Annotated in this window: 14 protein-coding genes; 11 read left to right on the top strand and 3 right to left on the bottom strand. The window is 72.6% G+C overall.

Annotated elements, in window-relative coordinates; all coding sequences use genetic code 11:
• Positions 1-53 precede the first annotated feature (53 nt).
• The 9 genes from J2X49_RS11230 to J2X49_RS11190 all read left to right on the top strand — a co-directional run bounded on the left by J2X49_RS11230 (position 54) and on the right by J2X49_RS11190 (position 12,869).
• Positions 54-1,490, top strand: a complete 1,437-nt coding sequence (locus J2X49_RS11230; RefSeq protein WP_246992039.1) for a hypothetical protein — start codon at positions 54-56, stop codon at positions 1,488-1,490.
• Positions 1,491-1,561: 71 nt separating this feature from the next.
• Positions 1,562-2,434, top strand: a complete 873-nt coding sequence (gene rfbA, locus J2X49_RS11225; RefSeq protein ID WP_128189109.1) for a glucose-1-phosphate thymidylyltransferase RfbA — start codon at positions 1,562-1,564, stop codon at positions 2,432-2,434.
• 1 nt (position 2,435) lies between these two features.
• Positions 2,436-3,515, top strand: coding sequence for a glycosyltransferase family 2 protein (locus tag J2X49_RS11220; RefSeq protein WP_128189108.1), 1,080 nt, complete (start codon positions 2,436-2,438; stop codon positions 3,513-3,515).
• Between the two features lie 62 nt (positions 3,516-3,577).
• Positions 3,578-5,425 carry a rhamnan synthesis F family protein gene (locus tag J2X49_RS11215; RefSeq protein ID WP_310126268.1) on the top strand — a complete coding sequence of 616 codons (1,848 nt, stop codon included), beginning with the start codon at positions 3,578-3,580 and terminating at the stop codon, positions 5,423-5,425.
• Complete coding sequence (locus tag J2X49_RS11210) at positions 5,426-6,658, top strand: acyltransferase (RefSeq protein WP_310126266.1); 1,233 nt, start codon at positions 5,426-5,428, stop codon at positions 6,656-6,658.
• Positions 6,655-7,857, top strand: a complete 1,203-nt coding sequence (locus tag J2X49_RS11205) for an alginate O-acetyltransferase AlgX-related protein (RefSeq protein ID WP_310126263.1) — start codon at positions 6,655-6,657, stop codon at positions 7,855-7,857. Before J2X49_RS11210 ends, J2X49_RS11205 begins: the two co-directional genes overlap by 4 nt.
• A gap of 70 nt (positions 7,858-7,927) precedes the next feature.
• On the top strand, positions 7,928-8,782 hold the full coding sequence (locus J2X49_RS11200) for an ABC transporter permease (protein ID WP_240671293.1): 855 nt from the start codon (positions 7,928-7,930) through the stop codon (positions 8,780-8,782).
• Positions 8,782-9,978: an ABC transporter ATP-binding protein gene (locus J2X49_RS11195; RefSeq protein ID WP_128189105.1), complete on the top strand. Its 1,197-nt coding sequence runs from the start codon at positions 8,782-8,784 to the stop codon at positions 9,976-9,978. The genes J2X49_RS11200 and J2X49_RS11195 overlap by 1 nt, the downstream gene beginning before the upstream one ends.
• A gap of 86 nt (positions 9,979-10,064) precedes the next feature.
• Entirely contained in the window at positions 10,065-12,869 is a 2,805-nt protein-coding gene (locus tag J2X49_RS11190) for a hypothetical protein (protein WP_310126257.1), read from the top strand.
• A gap of 63 nt (positions 12,870-12,932) precedes the next feature.
• On the opposite strand, the gene J2X49_RS11185 is transcribed toward J2X49_RS11190, so the two are convergent.
• Both J2X49_RS11185 and J2X49_RS11180 read right to left on the bottom strand, forming a co-directional pair.
• Positions 12,933-13,784: an NAD(P)-dependent oxidoreductase gene (locus tag J2X49_RS11185; RefSeq protein WP_310126254.1), complete on the bottom strand. Its 852-nt coding sequence runs from the start codon at positions 13,782-13,784 to the stop codon at positions 12,933-12,935.
• Positions 13,785-13,848: 64 nt separating this feature from the next.
• Positions 13,849-14,844 carry an acyltransferase gene (locus tag J2X49_RS11180; RefSeq protein ID WP_310126252.1) on the bottom strand — a complete coding sequence of 332 codons (996 nt, stop codon included), beginning with the start codon at positions 14,842-14,844 and terminating at the stop codon, positions 13,849-13,851.
• A gap of 121 nt (positions 14,845-14,965) precedes the next feature.
• Between J2X49_RS11180 and J2X49_RS11175 the strand changes: the two genes are divergently transcribed.
• Positions 14,966-15,736 (top strand): polyprenol monophosphomannose synthase, encoded by a 771-nt coding sequence (locus tag J2X49_RS11175; RefSeq protein WP_310126249.1) that lies wholly within the window; start codon positions 14,966-14,968, stop codon positions 15,734-15,736.
• Here the strand turns inward: J2X49_RS11175 and J2X49_RS11170 are convergent.
• Positions 15,711-16,889 (bottom strand): acyl-CoA dehydrogenase family protein, encoded by a 1,179-nt coding sequence (locus J2X49_RS11170; protein WP_146357779.1) that lies wholly within the window; start codon positions 16,887-16,889, stop codon positions 15,711-15,713. The genes J2X49_RS11175 and J2X49_RS11170 overlap by 26 nt on opposite strands.
• Positions 16,890-17,004: 115 nt before the next feature.
• Between J2X49_RS11170 and manA the strand changes: the two genes are divergently transcribed.
• Positions 17,005-18,123: a mannose-6-phosphate isomerase, class I gene (gene manA / locus J2X49_RS11165; RefSeq protein ID WP_310126244.1), complete on the top strand. Its 1,119-nt coding sequence runs from the start codon at positions 17,005-17,007 to the stop codon at positions 18,121-18,123.
• Positions 18,124-18,337: the final 214 nt, after the last annotated feature.

Genomic DNA, 18,337 nt, shown 5'->3' with positions numbered 1-18,337 from the left:
TCGTACCCCATGCGGGTCAAGGGAACATTGAGGGTCTGGATAGGCTGTGCATCATGACGGACGCGGCGGAGGGCACCCCCGCGCGACCCGCCGCCGACGCGCCGGAGGCCGTCGAGCGCCGTGCGGAGGCGGGCCTCCCCGCCCGCCGGCGCACCCCGCGATGGGTCGACGCGCTCGTCATTGTCGCCCTCGCGGCGCTCGCGATGGTGGCGGTGCTCACGGTCGTGGCGCGCGGCGCGCCCCTGTCGGCGCTCGACGAGCCGTCGCACATCGACTACGCGTGGAACGCCTCGCAGCTCGAGATCCCGGCCGCGGGCGACTCGATCGATCCCGAGGTCATCGAGCTCTGGAACTGCTACGGCAACGAGCTGCTGCGGCTGCCGGCCTGCGGCACCACCGGCCCCGCCGAGGCGTACCCGGTGTCGGCCGCGCAGTACAACTTCTCGCATCCGCCGCTCTACTACCTCGCGACGGGCATGGCTGCGCGCGCCGTCGAGTCGGTCACCGGCTGGAACTTCGTGCTCTCGGCCCGAGCGCTCGGCGCGGTGTGGCTCGCGGCGGGCATGGTCGTCATGCACCTGGCGCTCCGCCGCCTCGGCGTCGGCCCGGCGCTCGCGGGGTCGGTCGCCGCGCTCGCGGGCATGTGGTGGGCCGGGCTCACCGCCGCCACGATCGTCACGAACGACGCGCCCTTCCTCCTCACGACCGCGCTCGGCCTCCTCGCGCTCGGCGGCGCGGTCGACCCGCGCGGCCGGCGCCGCTGGCTGCCGGCGGTGCTGCTCGTCGCCCTCGCGGCGCTCGCTGCCGGCGTCAAGGTCATGAACGCGCTGCCGTTCCTCGCGATCGCCGGCGCGTTCGTCGTGCTCGCGCTGCTGCCCGAGCGCTACCGCCCGTGGGCCGGGCGCGGCTGGCTGCTCGCGACGGGCGCCGCCATGGTCGCCGCGGTGGGGGCGGTCTACGTGCTCTGGACCCGCTTCCAGGCCGGCCGCGGCGACCCCGACTGGGAGAACCCGGTCGAGGGCGTCAACACCCAGCCCTTCACCGGCACGCCGTTCCTCGAGTGGCTGCCGACGATCCCGCGCGGCCTGTCCACCATGGGCCACACGTACGCGCAGGAGGGCGTCGCCTCGGGCGAGCTCGTCGCCTTCGTCGGCGGGATCGGCTCGATCGTCGGCCTCGCGGCGATCTTCGTCGGCCTCGCCGTCGCGCGCCGCGGCAGCGCGCTCGCGGTGATCGCGATCGCGGCGCTCATCGGCTCGCTGGGCTGGCCGCTCATCGTGCAGCTGCAGTCGTTCCTCTCGAGCGGCGGCACGCACTACTTCCCCCGGCCGAGCGCGCGCTACGGCGCGACGATGGGCTTCGTGGCCTTCGCGTCGCTCGCGCTCATCGCGCAGCGGCTGCGCTGGCAGGCGCTCGTGATCGCCGGATGCCTCGCGGTCGTCGTCACGACGCTCGTCACCGTGGTCATGGGTCCCGTCGCCGGCTCCTGAGGCCGCACGCGACCTCCGGCCACATAGACTGCATCGCACCCGACAGCGACCGGAAGGACGGGCATCGACCCATGCGCGGCATCATCCTTGCAGGCGGCAGCGGCACGCGGCTGTGGCCGATCACCAAGGGCATCTCGAAGCAGCTCATGCCCATCTACGACAAGCCGATGGTCTACTACCCGCTGTCGACGCTCATGATGGCCGGCATCCGCGAGGTGCTCGTCATCACGACGCCCGAGTACAACGAGCAGTTCAAGGCGCTCCTCGGCGACGGCTCGTCGCTCGGCATGCGCATCGAGTACGCGGTGCAGCCGAGCCCCGACGGCCTCGCGCAGGCGTTCATCATCGGCGAGGAGTTCCTCGACGGCGACTCGGCGGCGCTCGTGCTCGGCGACAACATCTTCCACGGCACGGGGCTCGGCTCGAACCTGCGCTCGCACACCGACGTCGACGGCGGCGTCGTGTTCGCCTACCAGGTCGCCGACCCGAGCGCCTACGGCGTGGTGGAGTTCGACGACCAGATGAAGGCCGTCTCCATCGAGGAGAAGCCGGCCCACCCGAAGAGCAGCTACGCGGTGCCCGGCCTCTACTTCTACGACAACGGCGTCGTCGAGATCGCGAAGTCGATCGAGCCGAGCGCTCGCGGCGAGCTCGAGATCTCGAGCATCAACGAGCGCTACCTCGACGAGGGCAGGCTGCAGGTGCAGGTGCTCGACCGCGGGGTCGCGTGGCTCGACACCGGGACGTTCGAGTCGATGATGCAGGCGAGCGAGTACGTGCGGGTCATCGAGGACCGGCAGGGGTTCAAGATCGGCTGCATCGAGGAGATCGCCTGGCGCGCCGGGTGGATCGACGACGCGCAGCTCGCCGAGCTCGCGAAGCCGCTCGTGAAGAGCGGCTACGGCGCCTACCTCGAGCGGCTCCTCGAGCAGGGGCGTCGCTGACATGGCCGTCGACGTCGCCGTCGTCGTCCGCACGAAGGACCGCCCGCTGCTGCTCGAGCGCGCGCTCGGCAGCATCGACGCGCAGACGGAGCGCCCGCGGCAGCTCGTGGTCGTGAACGACGGCGGCGATGCGGCGGGGGTCGAGCGCCTGCTCGACGCGGTGCGCGGCACCGTCGCCGACGAGGTCGTGGTCGTGCACCACGAGCAGCCCGTCGGACGCCCCCGCGGCATGAACATCGGCGTGCGCGCCTCGAGTGCCGCCACCTTCGTCTTCCACGACGACGACGACAGCTGGGACCCTCGGTTCCTCGAGCGCACCGCCGCGCACCTCGCCGAGCACGCCCACGAGGCCGCCGTCGCCACCCGCACCGCGGTCGTGTGGGAGCGGGTCGAGGGCGACGAGGTCGTCGAGCTCGAGCGCGAGGTCTACCAGGCGCGCACCACCGCGGTCACGCTCACCGAGACGCTCTACCGCAACGCGACGCCGCCCATCTGCCTCGTCTACCGCCGCAGCGCCTACGACGCGGTCGACGGCTACGACGACCGCCTGACGGCGCTCGCCGACTGGGACCTGCTGCTGCGGGTGCTGCGCACGTCGGAGGTGGGCTTCATCGACGGCGAGCCGCTCGCCTTCTGGCACCACCGCCGCGACGACACCTCCGCCACCGGCAACAGCGCCTACGCCGACGCCGACGCGCACGCCGCCTTCAACCTCGGCATCCGCGACGACTACCTGCGGCGCAGCATGGCCTCGGTCGACGACCTGGGCGCAGCCCTGTTCGTCGCCGACGGCTTCCGCCGCATCGACGAGAAGGCCGACGCCGCGCGCGCCGAGGCGTCGCGGGTAGCGCACGAGCGCACCGAGGCGCAGCGCGACCACCTCGAGGCGGTGCACGCGAGCCTCGCGGCCGAGCTCGGCCGCACGCGCGAGGCCGTGGAGCGCATGGAGCGCGAGCTCGCGGCCCTGCGCGCCCAGGTCGCGCGCGGCGTGGGCGGCACGATCCGGTCGGTCGGCGGCCGCGTCGCGCGCGGCCTGCAGACCGGCGCCGGGCGCCTGCGCCCGCCCCGCTCCGGCGACTGAGTCCGCGATGGACGGTACCCTGGGGGCTGCCGTTCTGCTCGCCGACCTGTGAGGCCCACCGCATGCCCAACGTGCTCTTCTACCTCGTCTACGACAAGGCCGGGCATGTCGGCGACTTCATCCCGCACCACCTGCAGGCGGTGCGCGACCACTACGAGCACATCTTCGTCGTCTCGAACTCGCCGCTGAGCGCCGAGGGGCGCAGCACCCTCGAGGCGGTCGCCGACACGGTCTGGGAGCGCGAGAACGTCGGCTTCGACGTCATGGCCTACCGCGACGCGATGCGCGAGTTCGGCTGGGACCGGCTCGCCGGCTACGACGAGCTGACGCTCATGAACTACACGTTCTACGGCCCGATCGGCTCCTACCAGCCGATGCTCGAGCGCATGGCCGCGACCGAGTGCGACTTCTGGGGCGTCACCGACCACGGGCCCGCGGTGAGCAGCCTCGCCGCGACCGGCACGCTCAAGCGCCACCTGCAGACGCACTGGATCACCGTGCGCCGCAGCATGCACCAGAGCCCCGCGTGGCGCGAGTACTGGGACGGCATGCCGCCGATCGAGTCGTACGAGGACTCCATCGGCCAGCACGAGGGCCGCTTCACCGACCACTTCGAGTCGAAGGGCTTCCGCTCGGCGACGGCGTTCCCCGAGGCCGACTACCCGGTCGCGCACCCGATCTTCGACATGATCACCGAGATGGTCGACGACGGGCTGCCGATCATCAAGCGCCGGCTGTTCTTCCACGACCCGCTCTACCACGACGAGCGCGCGATCCGGGCGGGCCGCGTCATCGAGCGGATGCGCGACAAGGGCTTCCCGATGCGGCTGCTGTGGGAGGACCAGGCCCGCACGGCGCAGCCGCGCGCGCTCCACGCCAACCTGGCGATGCTCGACATCCACCCCGACGTCGACCTCGGCGGCGCCGACCCGTCGGCGCTGCGCGTCGGCGTGCTCGCCCACGTCTACTACGACGACCTCATCGACGAGCTGCTCGACCGCGCCGACACGATCCCGGGCGGCTACCGGCTCATCGCCACGACGAGCGACGACGCGAAGCGCGAGCGCATCCTCGAGCGGCTCGCCGCGCGCGGCCGCACGGGCGACGACGTGCGCGTGCTGCCCTCCAACCGCGGGCGCGACATCTCGGCGTTCCTGCTCGGCTGCCGCGACGTGCTGCTCGGCGACGAGTTCGACGTGATCGTGAAGCTGCACTCCAAGCGCAGCCCGCAGGACGGCTACACGAAGGGCACCTTCTTCAAGGACCACCTGCTGCTCAACCTGCTCGGCTCGCCCGGCTACACCGCCAACGTGCTGCGCGGCTTCGCCGCCGACGACACGCTCGGCATGGTGTTCCCGCCGATGATCCACATGGGCTACCCGACGATGGGCAACGCCTGGTTCACGAACCGCGCGCCCGCGCAGCGGCTCGCGAAGCGGCTCGGCATCGACGTCGAGTTCGACGACCTGAGCCCGCTCGCGCCCTACGGCTCGATGTTCATCGCCCGGCCCGCTGCGCTGCGGCCGCTCCTCGACGCCGACTTCGCGTGGGACGACTTCCCGACCGAGGGCGGCTACTCCGACGGCGGCCTCACGCACGTCGTCGAGCGCCTGTTCGGCTACGCCGCCTTCAGCCGCGGCTACCAGGTGCGCACCGTCATGGGCACACGGCAGGCGGCCGAGTCGCACACGATGCTCGAGTACAAGCTCGACGCGATCTCGGCCGGCATCCCGGGCGCCCCGGAGGAGCAGATCGCCCGCGTGCGCGCCAACAGCGGCATCGACCTCGTCGCCGCGCTCAAGCTGTCGGTGCTGGGCCGCTCGCCGCGCCTCGCGAAGGCGCTCGTGCCCGCCTACGCCGCCATGCGCGGGGGCTACCGCAACGCGCGGCGCGTCCTGAAGAGGCGCTGAGTGGGCGAGCGGCGCACCGCGCTCACGCTCGAGGAGGCCTTCGACCCGCGGTCGAACAGCATCGGCTTCCTCCGGTGGCTCATGGCGTTCCTGGTGATCTTCAGCCACGCGGGGCCGCTCGGCGGCTTCTACGGCGGCAACGACCTCGGCGTGCAGATCTCCACCGAGCAGTCGCTCGGCGGCGTCGCCGTCGCGGGCTTCTTCTTCTTCTCCGGGTTCCTCATCACGCAGTCGCGCATGGGCCGGTCGTCGATCTTCCGCTACTTCTGGCGCCGCGCGCTGCGCATCTTCCCGGCGTTCTGGCTCGCGCTGCTCACGACGGCATTCGTGCTCGCGCCCATCGCCTGGTGGCGCGAGACGGGCAGCATCGACGGCTACTTCACGGCGCCCCGCGAGTCGCCCTGGACGTACTTCCTGAGCAACATGTGGCTCGAGCTCGGGCAGCGCAACATCGCCGAGATGGGCGACTCGCTGCCGTTCGCCTCGCACGGCGGACACGACTGGAACGGCTCCGCCTGGACCCTGCTCTACGAGTTCCGCGCCTACATCCTCGTCGGGTTCATGGGGCTCCTCGGCCTGCTCGCCTACCGGTGGCTCACCACGGCCGTCGCCTCGGCGATCATCGTCCTGAACGCGATGCAGTGGATGGGCGCGGGCACGGTCGGGAACGCGTGGCGCTGGCTGAGCGACCCGTTCATGCTCATGTTCCTCGCGCCCTTCGCCTTCGGCATGCTCTTCGCCGTCTGGAAGGACCGCATCCCGATCGACGACCGCCTCGCGATCGCCGCCGCGCTCGGCGCTGGCGCGACGTACGCGTTCGGCGGCTGGAACATCTGGGGCACCTACCTCTTCAGCTACGTGCTCATGTGGTTCGCGGTGCGGGCGACGCGGCTGCGGAGCTGGGAGAAGCCGGGCGACTTCTCGTACGGCGTCTACATCTTCGCGTGGCCGATCATGCAGTTCGCTGCCTACTTCGGGCTGCAGGACGCCGGCTGGCTCGTCTACCACGTGGTGGTCATCGTCGCCGTCCACATCGCGGCGTACCTCTCGTGGCACCTCATCGAGCAGCCGGCGATGAGCCTCAAGAACTGGACGCCGGGCTGGCTCGAGCGCCTCTACGCCCGCGCGATCACGCCCGCGTGGGAGCGCCTCATGGGACGGATCGTCGACCCGCGCTTCTCGTCCACGCCCCGAGCGGTGCGGATGCGCGCCGAGACCGGGAGCGGGGCATGACGGCCGAGGGCGGGCAGGGCCTGCGCGACCTGCCGGAGGCGAAGGCGTCGTGGCGCCACGACCACCGGTGGCGGCTCGTGCCCTTCGTGCTGCTGATCGCGCTCGTGGTCGTCGCGACGATCGCCGGCATGGTCTGGCGCGGGCAGCAGAGCCCGCTCGGCGAGGGCGTGATCCAGCCCACCGCCGAGCCGGGCGCGCCGCTGCCCGCCGCGTGCGCCCCCGACTTCGCCGAGCCCGCCGTGGATCCGTGGGCTGGCGAGGCCGCGGCCGCGTCGGAGGCGGTCTGGCAGGAGCACGTCGACGGGCTCGGCGGCTACTGGGTCGAGGGCGACGACGGCCACGTGCTGCTGGGCGAGCCTCACTGGTCGAACCTCTCGCAGGCGGTGGGCCGCACCGAGCTGTCGCCCGAGCACGTCGAGGCGTGGGACGGCTACCTGTCGAACATGCGCGCCGACCTCGCCGAGCAGGGGCGCGACCTGTACGTGGTCGTCGCGCCGGCGAAGTGGCAGATCGTGCCCGAGGCGCTGCCCGACTGGATGGAGGCGCTGCGGGGACCGGGCCACTTCGCGCAGCTGCAGGAGGAGCTGCCGGAGGTGCCGTGGGTCGACGTGCGCGCGGCGATGGCCGAGGAGGCGGCCACGACGCCGCTCTACTCGCCCCTCAACAGCCACTGGACCGACTACGGCGCATCCGTCGCCTTCGAGCAGCTGGCCGCGTGCATGCGGGAGGCGGATGCGTCGCTCGCGGCGATGCCGGAGCTCCCGATCGAGGGTGCCGACGTCGTGCTCGACCGCAACGAGTTCGCCGGCGTGGGCCTGCCGCGCGAGCCCGGCCCCGACTGGACCGTGCCGGTGTGGACGGAGGAGCCCGCGCCCATGACGATCGTCGGCCCCGACGGCGTCGAGCGCGAGGCCGACGCGGCCACGTCGACCGACATGGAGGGTCTGCCCATCACCACCAGCACGTCGGCGGCGCCCATGGAGCAGCACGTGCTGCTCGTGCGCGACTCGACCGGCAGCCAGATCGGCCCGATGTTCCAGACGATGTTCCAGGAGACGACGCAGATCCGCTCGTCGCTCGAGGCGCCGTCGGGCATGCCGGACGTCGCGGCGGAGGCCGAGGCGGCGGGAGCGGATGTCGTCGTGCTCGTGCTCACGCAGCGCTACCTGCAGATCGTGCCGGGCGTCGAGGGCCCGTGATGCAGGCGCCTGCGGTGGTAGTCTCGCCTCTGCCCGAGCGACGTTCCCGTCCGCCGGGGGACGGAGGACGATGAGCCAGGTCGAGCGCGAGAGCAGGCGCGAGGAGCGCAGGGTCACCCTGAACCTGATGCGCAACCTCACGCTGCGCGAGATCCGCGCGCAGTACAAGCGCACCTTCCTCGGCCGCGTCTGGTCGCTCATCAACCCGCTCGCGCAGATCGCGGTCTACTCGATCGTCTTCGGCCTGCTCTTCCAGCTGCCGGTCGCGCCCGGCACGAACTCGGGCCTCGAGGTCTTCCCGCTCTGGATCGGCGTCGGCGTCATCGTCTGGGGCTTCATCTCGGGCTCCGTCGCGGCCGGCATGAACAGCATGCTCGACAACGCCGGGCTGCTGACGAAGGTCTACTTCCCGCGCTCGGTGCTGCCGGTCTCGTCGGTGCTCTCGTCGAGCTTCAACTTCGGCATCGAGCTGCTCGTGCTGCTCGCGGTGATGGCGCTCGTGGGCGGCCCGCTCGTGCTGCTGTACGCGCCGCTCCTCGTGCCGCTGCTCGTGCTCACCTTCGCCTTCGTGCTGGGCATCTCGATGGTGCTGAGCGTCGCGAGCATCTACTTCCGCGACCTGCGGCACCTCTGGAGCATCTTCAGCCAGGTGTGGATGTACGCCTCGGGCGTGCTCTTCTCGGTCGAGCTCGTGCGCGAGCGCCAGGAGGCGTTCGCCGCAGACGGCGTCGACCTGCCGCTCGTCGCGATCTTCCAGGCCAACCCGGCCGAGCGCTTCATCGAGGCGTACCGCAACATCCTCTACGACTTCGCGGTGCCCACGTGGGACATCTGGGTGACCCTCCTCATCTGGTCGGCGGCGTCGCTCATCGTGGGCAAGCTCGTCTTCGACCGCCTCGCCCGCGACATCGTCGAGGAGATCTGATGACCGCCGCCGTCGACGTCGACCACGTCTCGAAGTCCTTCCGCGTCTACCGCGACCGCAACCAGTCGATCAAGCAGACCCTGCTGAGCGGGCGCCGCGCGGTCTACGACCGCTTCGAGGCGCTCAAGGACGTCTCGTTCGAGGTGCCGGAGGGCTCGACGTTCGGGCTGCTCGGGCGCAACGGCTCCGGCAAGTCGACGCTCCTGAAGTGCATGGCGCGCATCCTGAACCCCGACTCCGGCTCGATCACGACCCGCGGCCGCGTCGCGGCGATGCTCGAGGTCGGCTCCGGCTTCCACCCCGAGCTCTCCGGTCGCGAGAACGTCTACCTCAACGGCTCGATCCTCGGCATGACGCGCCAGGAGCTCGACCGCAAGTTCGACCAGATCGTCGCCTTCTCGGGCGTCGAGCGCTTCATCGACCAGCCGGTCAAGAACTACTCCTCGGGCATGTATGTGCGCCTGGGCTTCTCCGTCGCCATCCACGTCGAGCCCGACGTGCTCCTCGTCGACGAGGTGCTCGCCGTCGGCGACATGGAGTTCCAGGAGAAGTGCATGGACAAGTTCGCGCAGTTCCGGCGCGAGGGCCGCACGGTGATCGTCGTGAGCCACGGCATCGAGCAGATGCGCACGTTCTGCGACCACGCCGCATGGCTCGACAACGGCGTCCTGCAGGACGTCGGCGTCGCATCCGACATCGTCGACGAGTACGCCGACTCGGGCCACGCGGTGACCGCCGGCCCCGGCGGCGGCGTGCGCCACGGCTCGGGCGAGGTGCAGTTCACGCGGCTGAGCCTCGTCGACGAGCACGGCGACGAGGTGTCGGAGGCGCGCGCGGGCGCGCCCGCGACCTTCCGGCTGTCGTTCGAGGCCTCCGAGCGCATCGAGCGGCCCGTCTTCGGCGTGCAGCTGCACACCGTCGACGGCATGCACCTGTGGAGCCTGCACGGCCGCGACAGCGGGTTCGTGCCGGAGGCGGTCGAGCGCGGATCGGGCTCGGTCGACGTGCGCGTCGAGCACCTGCCCTTCGCCCCCGGCGCGTACACGATCTCGGCCACCGCGCAGGACGAGCACCGCACCCACATGTACGACTCGCTCCAGCACGCCGGCCACTTCACGGTGCTCGGCGGCGGCTTCCGCACCTCGGGCGGCATGCTCGCGCTCGACGGCAGCCTGCTCGACCTGCGGCAGGGCTGAGCCGGCCCGCACCACCCATCGCCCTTGTGCGGCACACGCCGTGGGGTAGCATCGACGCGCCCGAACTCTCAAGGATTGGTTGAAGCATGCGGCGATGGCGCACCAAGGTGTCTGCGGCGGCGGTGGTGGCGCTCGTCGCCGGCCTGCTGACCGTCGCGCCGCCCAGCGAGCCCCCCGCCGCAGAGGCGGCCGTGGCCTCGAACTTCGACCCCGGCTACATCGTCAGCGACGAGCAGTTCTTCGACGGCGACGCGATGACCGCGGCGCAGGTGCAGGCCTTCCTCGACGCGCAGGTGCGCACGTGCCAGAGCGGCTACACGTGCCTCAAGGACTACCGGCAGCCGACGCCCGCGATGGCAGGCAGCCAGTACTGCGACGCCATCCCGGCCTACGCGAACCGCACCTCGGCGCAGATCATCACCGACGTCTCGCGCGCCTGCGACATCAGCCCTCGCGCGCTGCTCGTGCTCCTCCAGAAGGAGCAGAGCCTCGTGACGCTCACGGCGCCCACCGCGATCCGCTACGAGCGCGCCACGGGCTTCGCCTGCCCCGACACGGCGCCGTGCGACCCGGCCTTCGGCGGGTTCTTCTACCAGCTCTACAACGCGGGACGGCAGTTCCAGCGCTACGCCGCCCACCCCGAGAACTGGCGCTACCGCGCGGGCCAGACCAACCAGATCCAGTACCACCCCAACATCGCCTGCGGCACGAGCCCCGTGTACATCCGCAACCAGGCGACCGCGGGCCTCTACGTCTACACGCCGTACCAGCCGAACGCCGCGGCGCTCGGCAACCTCTACGGCTCGGGCGACGCCTGCTCCGCCTACGGCAACCGCAACTTCTGGCGCATGTGGACCGACTGGTTCGGCGACCCGCGCGAAGGCGTCGCCTCGACGTCGCTGCTGCGCGACCGCGGCAACGGCAAGGTCTACCTGATCAGTGGCACGGCGCGGCACCACGTGACCTCCCGCGAGATCCTCGCCGAGTACAGCCCCGCCTTCGGCGAGCCGCGCGACGTCGACGGCGCGACCCTCTCGGCCTACACCGAGGGCGCGGCGCTCGGACGCCTGGTCACCGGCACCGACGGCGCCGTGCGCCTCGTCGACGACGGGGTGTCGCACCGCTTCGCCTCGTGCTCGCAGCTGCAGCAGTGGCAGCTCGCGTGCACCGGCCACCCGAGGCTCAGCTCGGCCCTGCAGGCCCGCCTGCCCGCGGGCGAGGCGATCGCCGCGACCGTCGTCGGCAGCGACGGCCACGACTGGCTCATCCAGTCGGGCACGCGGCGCGAGCTCGCCGACGTCACGATCCCCACGCGCTACGGCTACTCCGCCGACCGCGTGCGCCTCGACGACGCCGCGATCGCGCACCTGCGCGTCGGGCCGCCCGTGCTCGACTCTGGCACGGCGGTGCGGAACGCCGCGGGCACCATCCTGCGCATCAAGAGCGGCAGCGGCGTCGTCGCGCTCTCGCAGGCGCAGATCCAGCTGCTCCCGTCGAGCGCGGGCACCGTCTTCACCGACGCGTCGCTGCAGCAGCTGCCGGCGACCGCGGCCGAGCTGCCGTCGCGCCTCCGCGGCGCCGCCGGCGCCTACCTGCTGACCGACGGCGGCATGCTGCGCGTCGACCCCGCGAAGTACGGCGGCTCGGCGCTCTTCACGGCGCGCACCGAGCTCGGCACCGTGCTGCAGGCGCTGCCCTCGGCGGGCAGCGCGCTCGGGCCGCACTTCGTGCGCGAGCGCGGCGGCGCGCTCTACCTCGCCTCCGGCGCGCGGCTCCAGCCGGTGGCCGACGAGGCCTCCTACGAGTTCATCCGCTCGCGCTTCGGCGTGCCGGCGCGCATCTGGGAGGTCGCGCCGCGCGGCCTCGACGGCGTGCCGCGCATCCTCGACGTCGAGCTCGGCGAGCTCGTGCGCGGCAGCGACGGCCGCGTGCTGCTCTGGGACGGCTCGCGCGCGCTGCACGTGCAGCACTCCGAGTTCACGAACGCGCTCGGCCTGCCCTGGCAGGTGCGGAACGTCACCGACGACGTCGTGCGGGCCCTGCCCGCGGGTCCCGCGATCGGCGGCTTCGGCTTCCGGTGCGCCTCGACCGACCTCGTCGCGACCGACGGCGTGCTGCGCCCGTACGCCTCGACGACGGCCGCGGCCGCGTGGCGCCTCACGCACGCGTCGCTCGACGCCGAGCTGTGCGCCGAGCTGACCCGCTCGAGCACGGGCGCGCTGGAGTTCATCGTCGACGAGTCGGGCCGCACCTACCTGATGGAGGGCGGCCAGGCGCGCTACGTGCCGAGCCGCGCGGTGCTGACCGACCTCGGCGGCACGCTGAGCGGCCGCACGCCGGTGCCGGCGTCCTCCATCGCGCTGCTGCCCAAGGGCGCCGACGCGACGTCGCCGCTCGCGGCGGGCGAGTGGGTGCGGGGTCCGGATGCGCGCATCTACCTGTGGGACGGCACGCGCGCGATGTACCTCGCGCACCGCGACTACGCGACGGCGCTCGGCATGCCGCTCGAGTGGCGCAACCTCTCCTCCGCGGCGATCGCGGCGCTGCCCAAGGGGCCGGCGATCGACGACTTCGGCTACCGGTGCGGCTCGACCGACCTGGTGTCGATCGGCGGGGAGCTGCGGCCCTTCGCATCGGCGACCGTCGCCGCCGCGTGGCGGCTCGACCACGTCGCGCTCAGCGCCGCGGTCTGCGACCAGCTCGACCGCTCGACCGCGGTGGTGCACCAGTTCGTCGTCGACCCGACGGGCCGCACGTACATGCTCGAAGCAGGCGCGGCGCGGTACGTGCCGAGCCGCACGGTGCTGGCCGAGCTCGGCGGCACGCTGAGCAGCCGCACGGCGATGTCGGCGGCGGCCATCGCGCGCCTGCCCGCGGGCCCGACCTTCTAGGGGCTCGCGAGCGACGAGAGCGGGGGCCGGCGCATGCCGGCCCCCGCTGCTGTCCCTCCGCAGTCAGCGGGCGCGCTTCGCCATCAGCTCGCGGATGACCGTCGCGTCGCCGTACGTCTCCTTGGAGTCGTAGGGGCGGTCGGGGAAGGCGCCCACGTCGAGGCGGATGTCGAGCTCGTGGTCGGCGATGAAGCGCTCGACCTGGTCGCGCAGCGACACCGGCTCGCCCGAGCACACGTTGATCACGCCGCGCACCTCGTCCTGCAGCGCGACCGCGGCGATCTGCTGCCCGAGCTCGCGCACGTGGATGAAGTCGAAGCGGTTCGTGCCGGTCGTGAACGGGAAGACCTGCTTGCCCTGCTCTGCCGCCTGCAGCAGCTTCGTGAAGATCGACTGGTTGTTCCGGTCGTCGCCGTAGATGTAGTACGCCCGCAGCCACTGCACCGCATGGGTCTCGCCGAAGGAGTGCAGCACCGCGCGGCGCAGCGCGTCCTTCGCGATGCCGTAGAGCGACATCGGGTTGGTCGGGGTCTCGGCGGTGATCGCGCCCTCGTGCCTGCCGACCTCGTGCATGGTGCCGAGCGCCGCGATCCGGCCGACGCCGGCCTCCGCGAAGTGCGACAGCACCCGGTAGTGGTCCGAGAGCCGCAGCATGTGCGCGGGCGCGTCGTGCGCGAAGCCCGCCTCCCACGCCAGGTGGACGAGCGCATCCGGGCCCTCGGCGGTGAGGCGCGCGAGGTCGGCGCCGGGCGCGAGCAGGTCGAGCTCGACGATGTCGGCGCGCTCGTCGACGCGGTAGGCGCGGTGCTGGCGCACCACGGCGGTGACGCGGGCGCCCTCGTCGAGGAGCGCCGTCACGACGTGCCTGCCGATGTAGCCGGCCGCGCCGGTGACGACCACGTGCTGCTGCGTCACGATCTCTCCTCTGCCGAGCGTCGGAGGCCGCTCGGCCCCGCTCCGATGCTATCCAGGTCGTCCCTCAGACGCGGAACAGCCAGCGCACGGGCGTGCGCAGCTGCACGAGCCACGCGAGCGCCGCGCCCGCCACCATCGCGCCGACGACCATCGCGACCGCGACCTCGCTGAAGCCGAAGCGGATGAGCGGACCCGCCACGAGCTGCAGCGTCCAGTAGAGCGCGATCCAGTGGGTCACGTAGTAGACGATCGAGTGCCGGCCCACCCAGCGCAGCCAGCGCGACACCGGGTCGCGCCAGGGCAGGAGCGACAGCAGCGCGAGCCCGACCGCGAGCGATGCGAGCAGCGGCACGGCGAAGGTCACGTCGTTCGAGACGTTCCAGCCCGGCTGCAGCGAGGCCACCACGACGCTGCCGGTGCAGACGAGGCCGACGACGATCGAGACGGGGTGGCGCAGCAGCGGCAGCGCGGTCGGCAGGTGCTGCATCAGCAGGTGGCCGGCGAAGAAGAACGCGAGCATGAGGAACGTCCGCTCGAGCTTCATCGTCGCGACGACCTCGGGCATCGGCAGCAGCGTGACGGCGGCAGCGAGCAGCAGCGCCCCGACCATGCTGATCCAGTCGGGCACGCGGCGCAGTGCGAGCGCCACGAGGTAGGCGATCAGCAGCGTGTGCAGGTACCAGAGGTAGGTGTTCGGCGCCCAGAGGCCGCGCACCAGGATGTCGGGGCCGAGGCTCGGGAACACCAGCAGCAGGATGACGAGCCACACGGCGTACGGCCAGGCGATCGCGCGCAGCTTGCCGCTCACGTAGCGGCCCGCGCCCTTCGACAGCGAGCCGCCCAGCAGCATGCCCGAGAGCGTCATGAGCAGCGGGATGCGGAACGGCGACGCGACCGTGTTGAAGATGTCGACCGCGATGTGCGGCTGCAGGCCGATCGAGCGCAGCATCTCGGTCGCGTGCAGCAGCACGATGAGCAGGATCGCGAGCCCCCGCAGGCCGTCCATCCACAGCAGCCGCTCGCGCCGGGCGGGCGCGACCACGGGCGGGGTCTCGGTCATGCTGCGGGCTCCTCGGGGCGGGCGACCGTCCACGGTATCGCAGCGCGGGACCGCGGGCCGACGTCCCGGGAGCCGTGTGCGAGGATGCACCCGATCCTGTCCACGACCGCTCGGAGCCCCATTGCGCGCCATCGTCCTCGTCCCCACCTACGACGAGCTCGAGGCGCTGCCGGTCACCATGGACCGGCTGCTGCAGGCCGCGCCCGACGTCGAGGTGATCGTGATCGACGACAGCAGCCCCGACGGCACCGGCGAGCTCGCCGACGCGATGGCCGCGGCCGACCCGCGCATCAGCGTGCTGCACCGGCCCGCGAAGCAGGGGCTCGGCGCGGCCTACCTCGACGGCATGCGGCTCGCGCTCGAGCGCGGCGCGGATGCGGTGGTCGAGTTCGACGCCGACGGCTCGCACCCGGCCGACGCGGTGCCGCGCATGCTCGCGCGGCTGCGGCACGACGGGCGGCCGGGCGCCGATCTCGTGATCGGCTCGCGCTGGGTCGACGGCGGCGGCATCGTCGACTGGCCGTGGCACCGGGAGGCGATCTCGCGCGCCGGCAACCTGTACGCCAGGGTGGCGCTCGGCTCGCCGGTGCACGACATGACGGCCGGATGCCGCGCCTACACCGCCGAGCTGCTGCGCCGGCTGCCGCTCGACGACGTGCGCAGCCAGGGCTACTGCTTCCAGATCGACATGACGCGCCGCGCGCACGACGCGGGGGCGGTGGTCGTCGAGGAGCCGATCCTCTTCCGCGAGCGGGAGCTCGGCGTGTCGAAGATGACGCCCGGCATCGTGCGCGAGGCGCTCACGCACGTGACGGGCTGGGCGATCGGCCGCGCGGTGCGCCGCGCGGCCGAATCGCTGCGGAGCGTCAGGCGAACGCCGAGCTCCCCGTGATGGCCCGCCCGACGATGAGCGCGTTCATCTGCGCCGTGCCCTCGTACGTGTAGAGCGCCTCCGCGTCGACGAAGAAGCGGGCGACGTCGTAGTCGGTCACGATGCCGTTGCCGCCGCACACCTCGCGGCACCACGAGACGACCTCGCGCATCCGCGTCGTCGCGAAGGCCTTCGCGAGCGCCGAGTGGGCATCCTCCTGCCGGCCCTCGTCGAGCATCCGCGAGACCTGCACGCACAGCGCGATCGACGCGGTGATGTGGCCGAGCGACTTGGCGAGCAGGTCCTGCACGAGCTGGTGGCCGGCGACCGGCTTGCCGAACTGCACGCGCTCGGTCGTGTAGCGCACTGCCGCCTCGTAGGCGCCGATCATGACGCCGACGGCGCTCCACGCGACCTCGGCGCGCGTGAGCCGCAGCACGCGCGCGGTGTCGCGGAAGCTCGACGCGCCCTGCAGCCGCATCGACTCCGGCACGCGCACGCCCTCGAGCTCGATGTCGGCGTTCTGCACCATGCGGAGCGCGATCTTGCGCTCGATCTTCGTGGCGCGGAAGCCCGCCGCGTCGGTCGGCACGATGAAGCCCTTCACCTGGCCGTCCTCGACGTCCTTCGCCCACACGACGACGATGTCGGCGTGGGTGGCGTTGCCGATCCAGCGCTTGGCGCCGTCGAGCACCCACTCGTCGCCCTCGCGGCGGGCGGTGGTGCGCAGCCCCTGCGCCGAGTCGGAGCCCGAGAGGGGCTCCGTGAGCCCGAAGGCGCCGATGACCGAGCAGTCGGCGAGGCGCGGCAGCCACTCGGCGCGCTGCTCCGGGGAGCCGGCGACGCCGATCGATCCTGCGACGAGGCCGTTCTGCACGCCGACGAAGGTCGACACGGATGCGTCGACGCGGCTCATCTCGAGCGCGACCCAGCCGCGGTACACCGCCGAGTTCTCGAACCTCGCGGTCTCGGGCCAGCCGGGGCCGACGACGCCGAGCGCCGCGATGCCGGGCACGAGCTCGGTCGGGAACGCGTCCCGGTGCCAGTGCTCGTCGATGACCGGTCGCACGCGCTCCTCCATGAACGCGCGGACCTCGGCCAGCGACGCCTGCTCGGCCTCGCTGAGGTCGGCGGCGAACCCGTAGAAGTCGCTCTCCAGCGGCGTGAACGTCATGGCTCCTCGTCTCTCCCGGCCGAGCTCGGCCGTCGCGGCAAGGCTAGGGCGGCGGGCGGCGACCGCCCCGCCCGTTGGTACGCTCGTGCCAATCTGCCGGAAGGAGACCGCGCGCGTGTTTGTGCCGATCGCCAACGAGCCGAGGGCATACGCGTGGGGCAGCAGGACGCTGCTCGCGGACTACCTCGGCCGCGACGCCTCCGGCGACCCCGAGGCCGAGCTGTGGCTCGGCGCGCACCCGGGCTGCCCGTCGACCGTCGCGGCGGGGGAGCACGCGGGGCGCGGGCTCGGCGAGGCGCTCGACGCGTGGGGCCGGCCGCAGCCGGCGCTGCTGCTGAAGGCGCTCGCGGCGGCCGAGCCGCTGTCGCTGCAGGCGCACCCGGATGCCTCGGAGGCGCAGGAGGGCTTCGCGCGCGAGGATCGGCTCGGCATCGCCCGCGACGCGCCCGAGCGCAACTACCGCGACCCGCATCCGAAGCCCGAGCTCATCGTCGCGGTGACGCCGTTCGAGGCGCTCAGCGGGTTCCGCCCCGCGGGCGAGGCGCTGCGCGTGCTCGACGCCCTCGCCGCGGCCGATGCGCGGCTCGCGCCCGTCGCCGCGCGCGTGCGGGCGGGCGACGCGCTCGCGTGGCTGCTCTCGGGCGGCGACGAGGTCGCCGCCGCCGTCGCCGCGGCCGAGGCGGTCGCTCCGGCGATCGCGGCGGCGCACCCGGTGGAGGCCGACACCGTCGACCGGCTCGCGCGCACCCACCCGGGCGACCCGGGCATCCTCGTGGCCCTGCTGCTCAACCGCGTCTCGCTCGCGCCGGGCGAGGCGCTGTACCTGCCCGCCGGCAACCTCCACGCCTACCTCGAGGGCCTCGCGATCGAGCTGATGGGGCCGAGCGACAACGTGCTGCGCGGCGGCCTCACCCCGAAGCACGTCGACGTGCCCGAGCTGCTGCGGGTCGTCGACACGACGCCGCTCGTCGAGCCCCGCCTGCCGTCGACGCCGCTCGAGGGCGCGGTCGCGTACCGCCCCGCGGCGCCCTTCGAGCTGCGCCGCATCGCCGGCGCCCACCGCGTCGAGGGCGGGGGTCGCGGGCTGCTGCTCGCGGCACGGCCGACCCGAGTGGCGATCGACGGCGCCGAGCACGCGCTCGCGCAGGCCGAGGGCGCCTGGATCGATGCGGCCGAGCCGTTCGAGGTGCGCTCGGACGAGGCGTGGCTCGCGCTCGAGCGCGACACGCCGTGAGTGCGGCGCTGCGCCCCGAGAGGCCGCGACACTCCTAGGATTCCCGACTTGACGCGGAGCGAACTACACCGGTGTAATTGGGTGCAACGCGGGCCCGGCCGGGGTCCCGCAGAACCGGGGGAAGCCATGCGAGAGGGAGTGCAGCGCAGCACGACGGCGCGAGGCGTCGAAGAGGGTGGCCTGCGACGCGGGGTGCCCGGCGACTGGTTCGTCG

The sequence above is a fragment of the Agrococcus sp. BE272 genome (genome assembly GCF_031457935.1).
In the GTDB taxonomy this organism is placed as follows: domain Bacteria; phylum Actinomycetota; class Actinomycetes; order Actinomycetales; family Microbacteriaceae; genus Agrococcus; species Agrococcus sediminis.
This window is presented reverse-complemented; position numbering and strand designations above follow the sequence as displayed.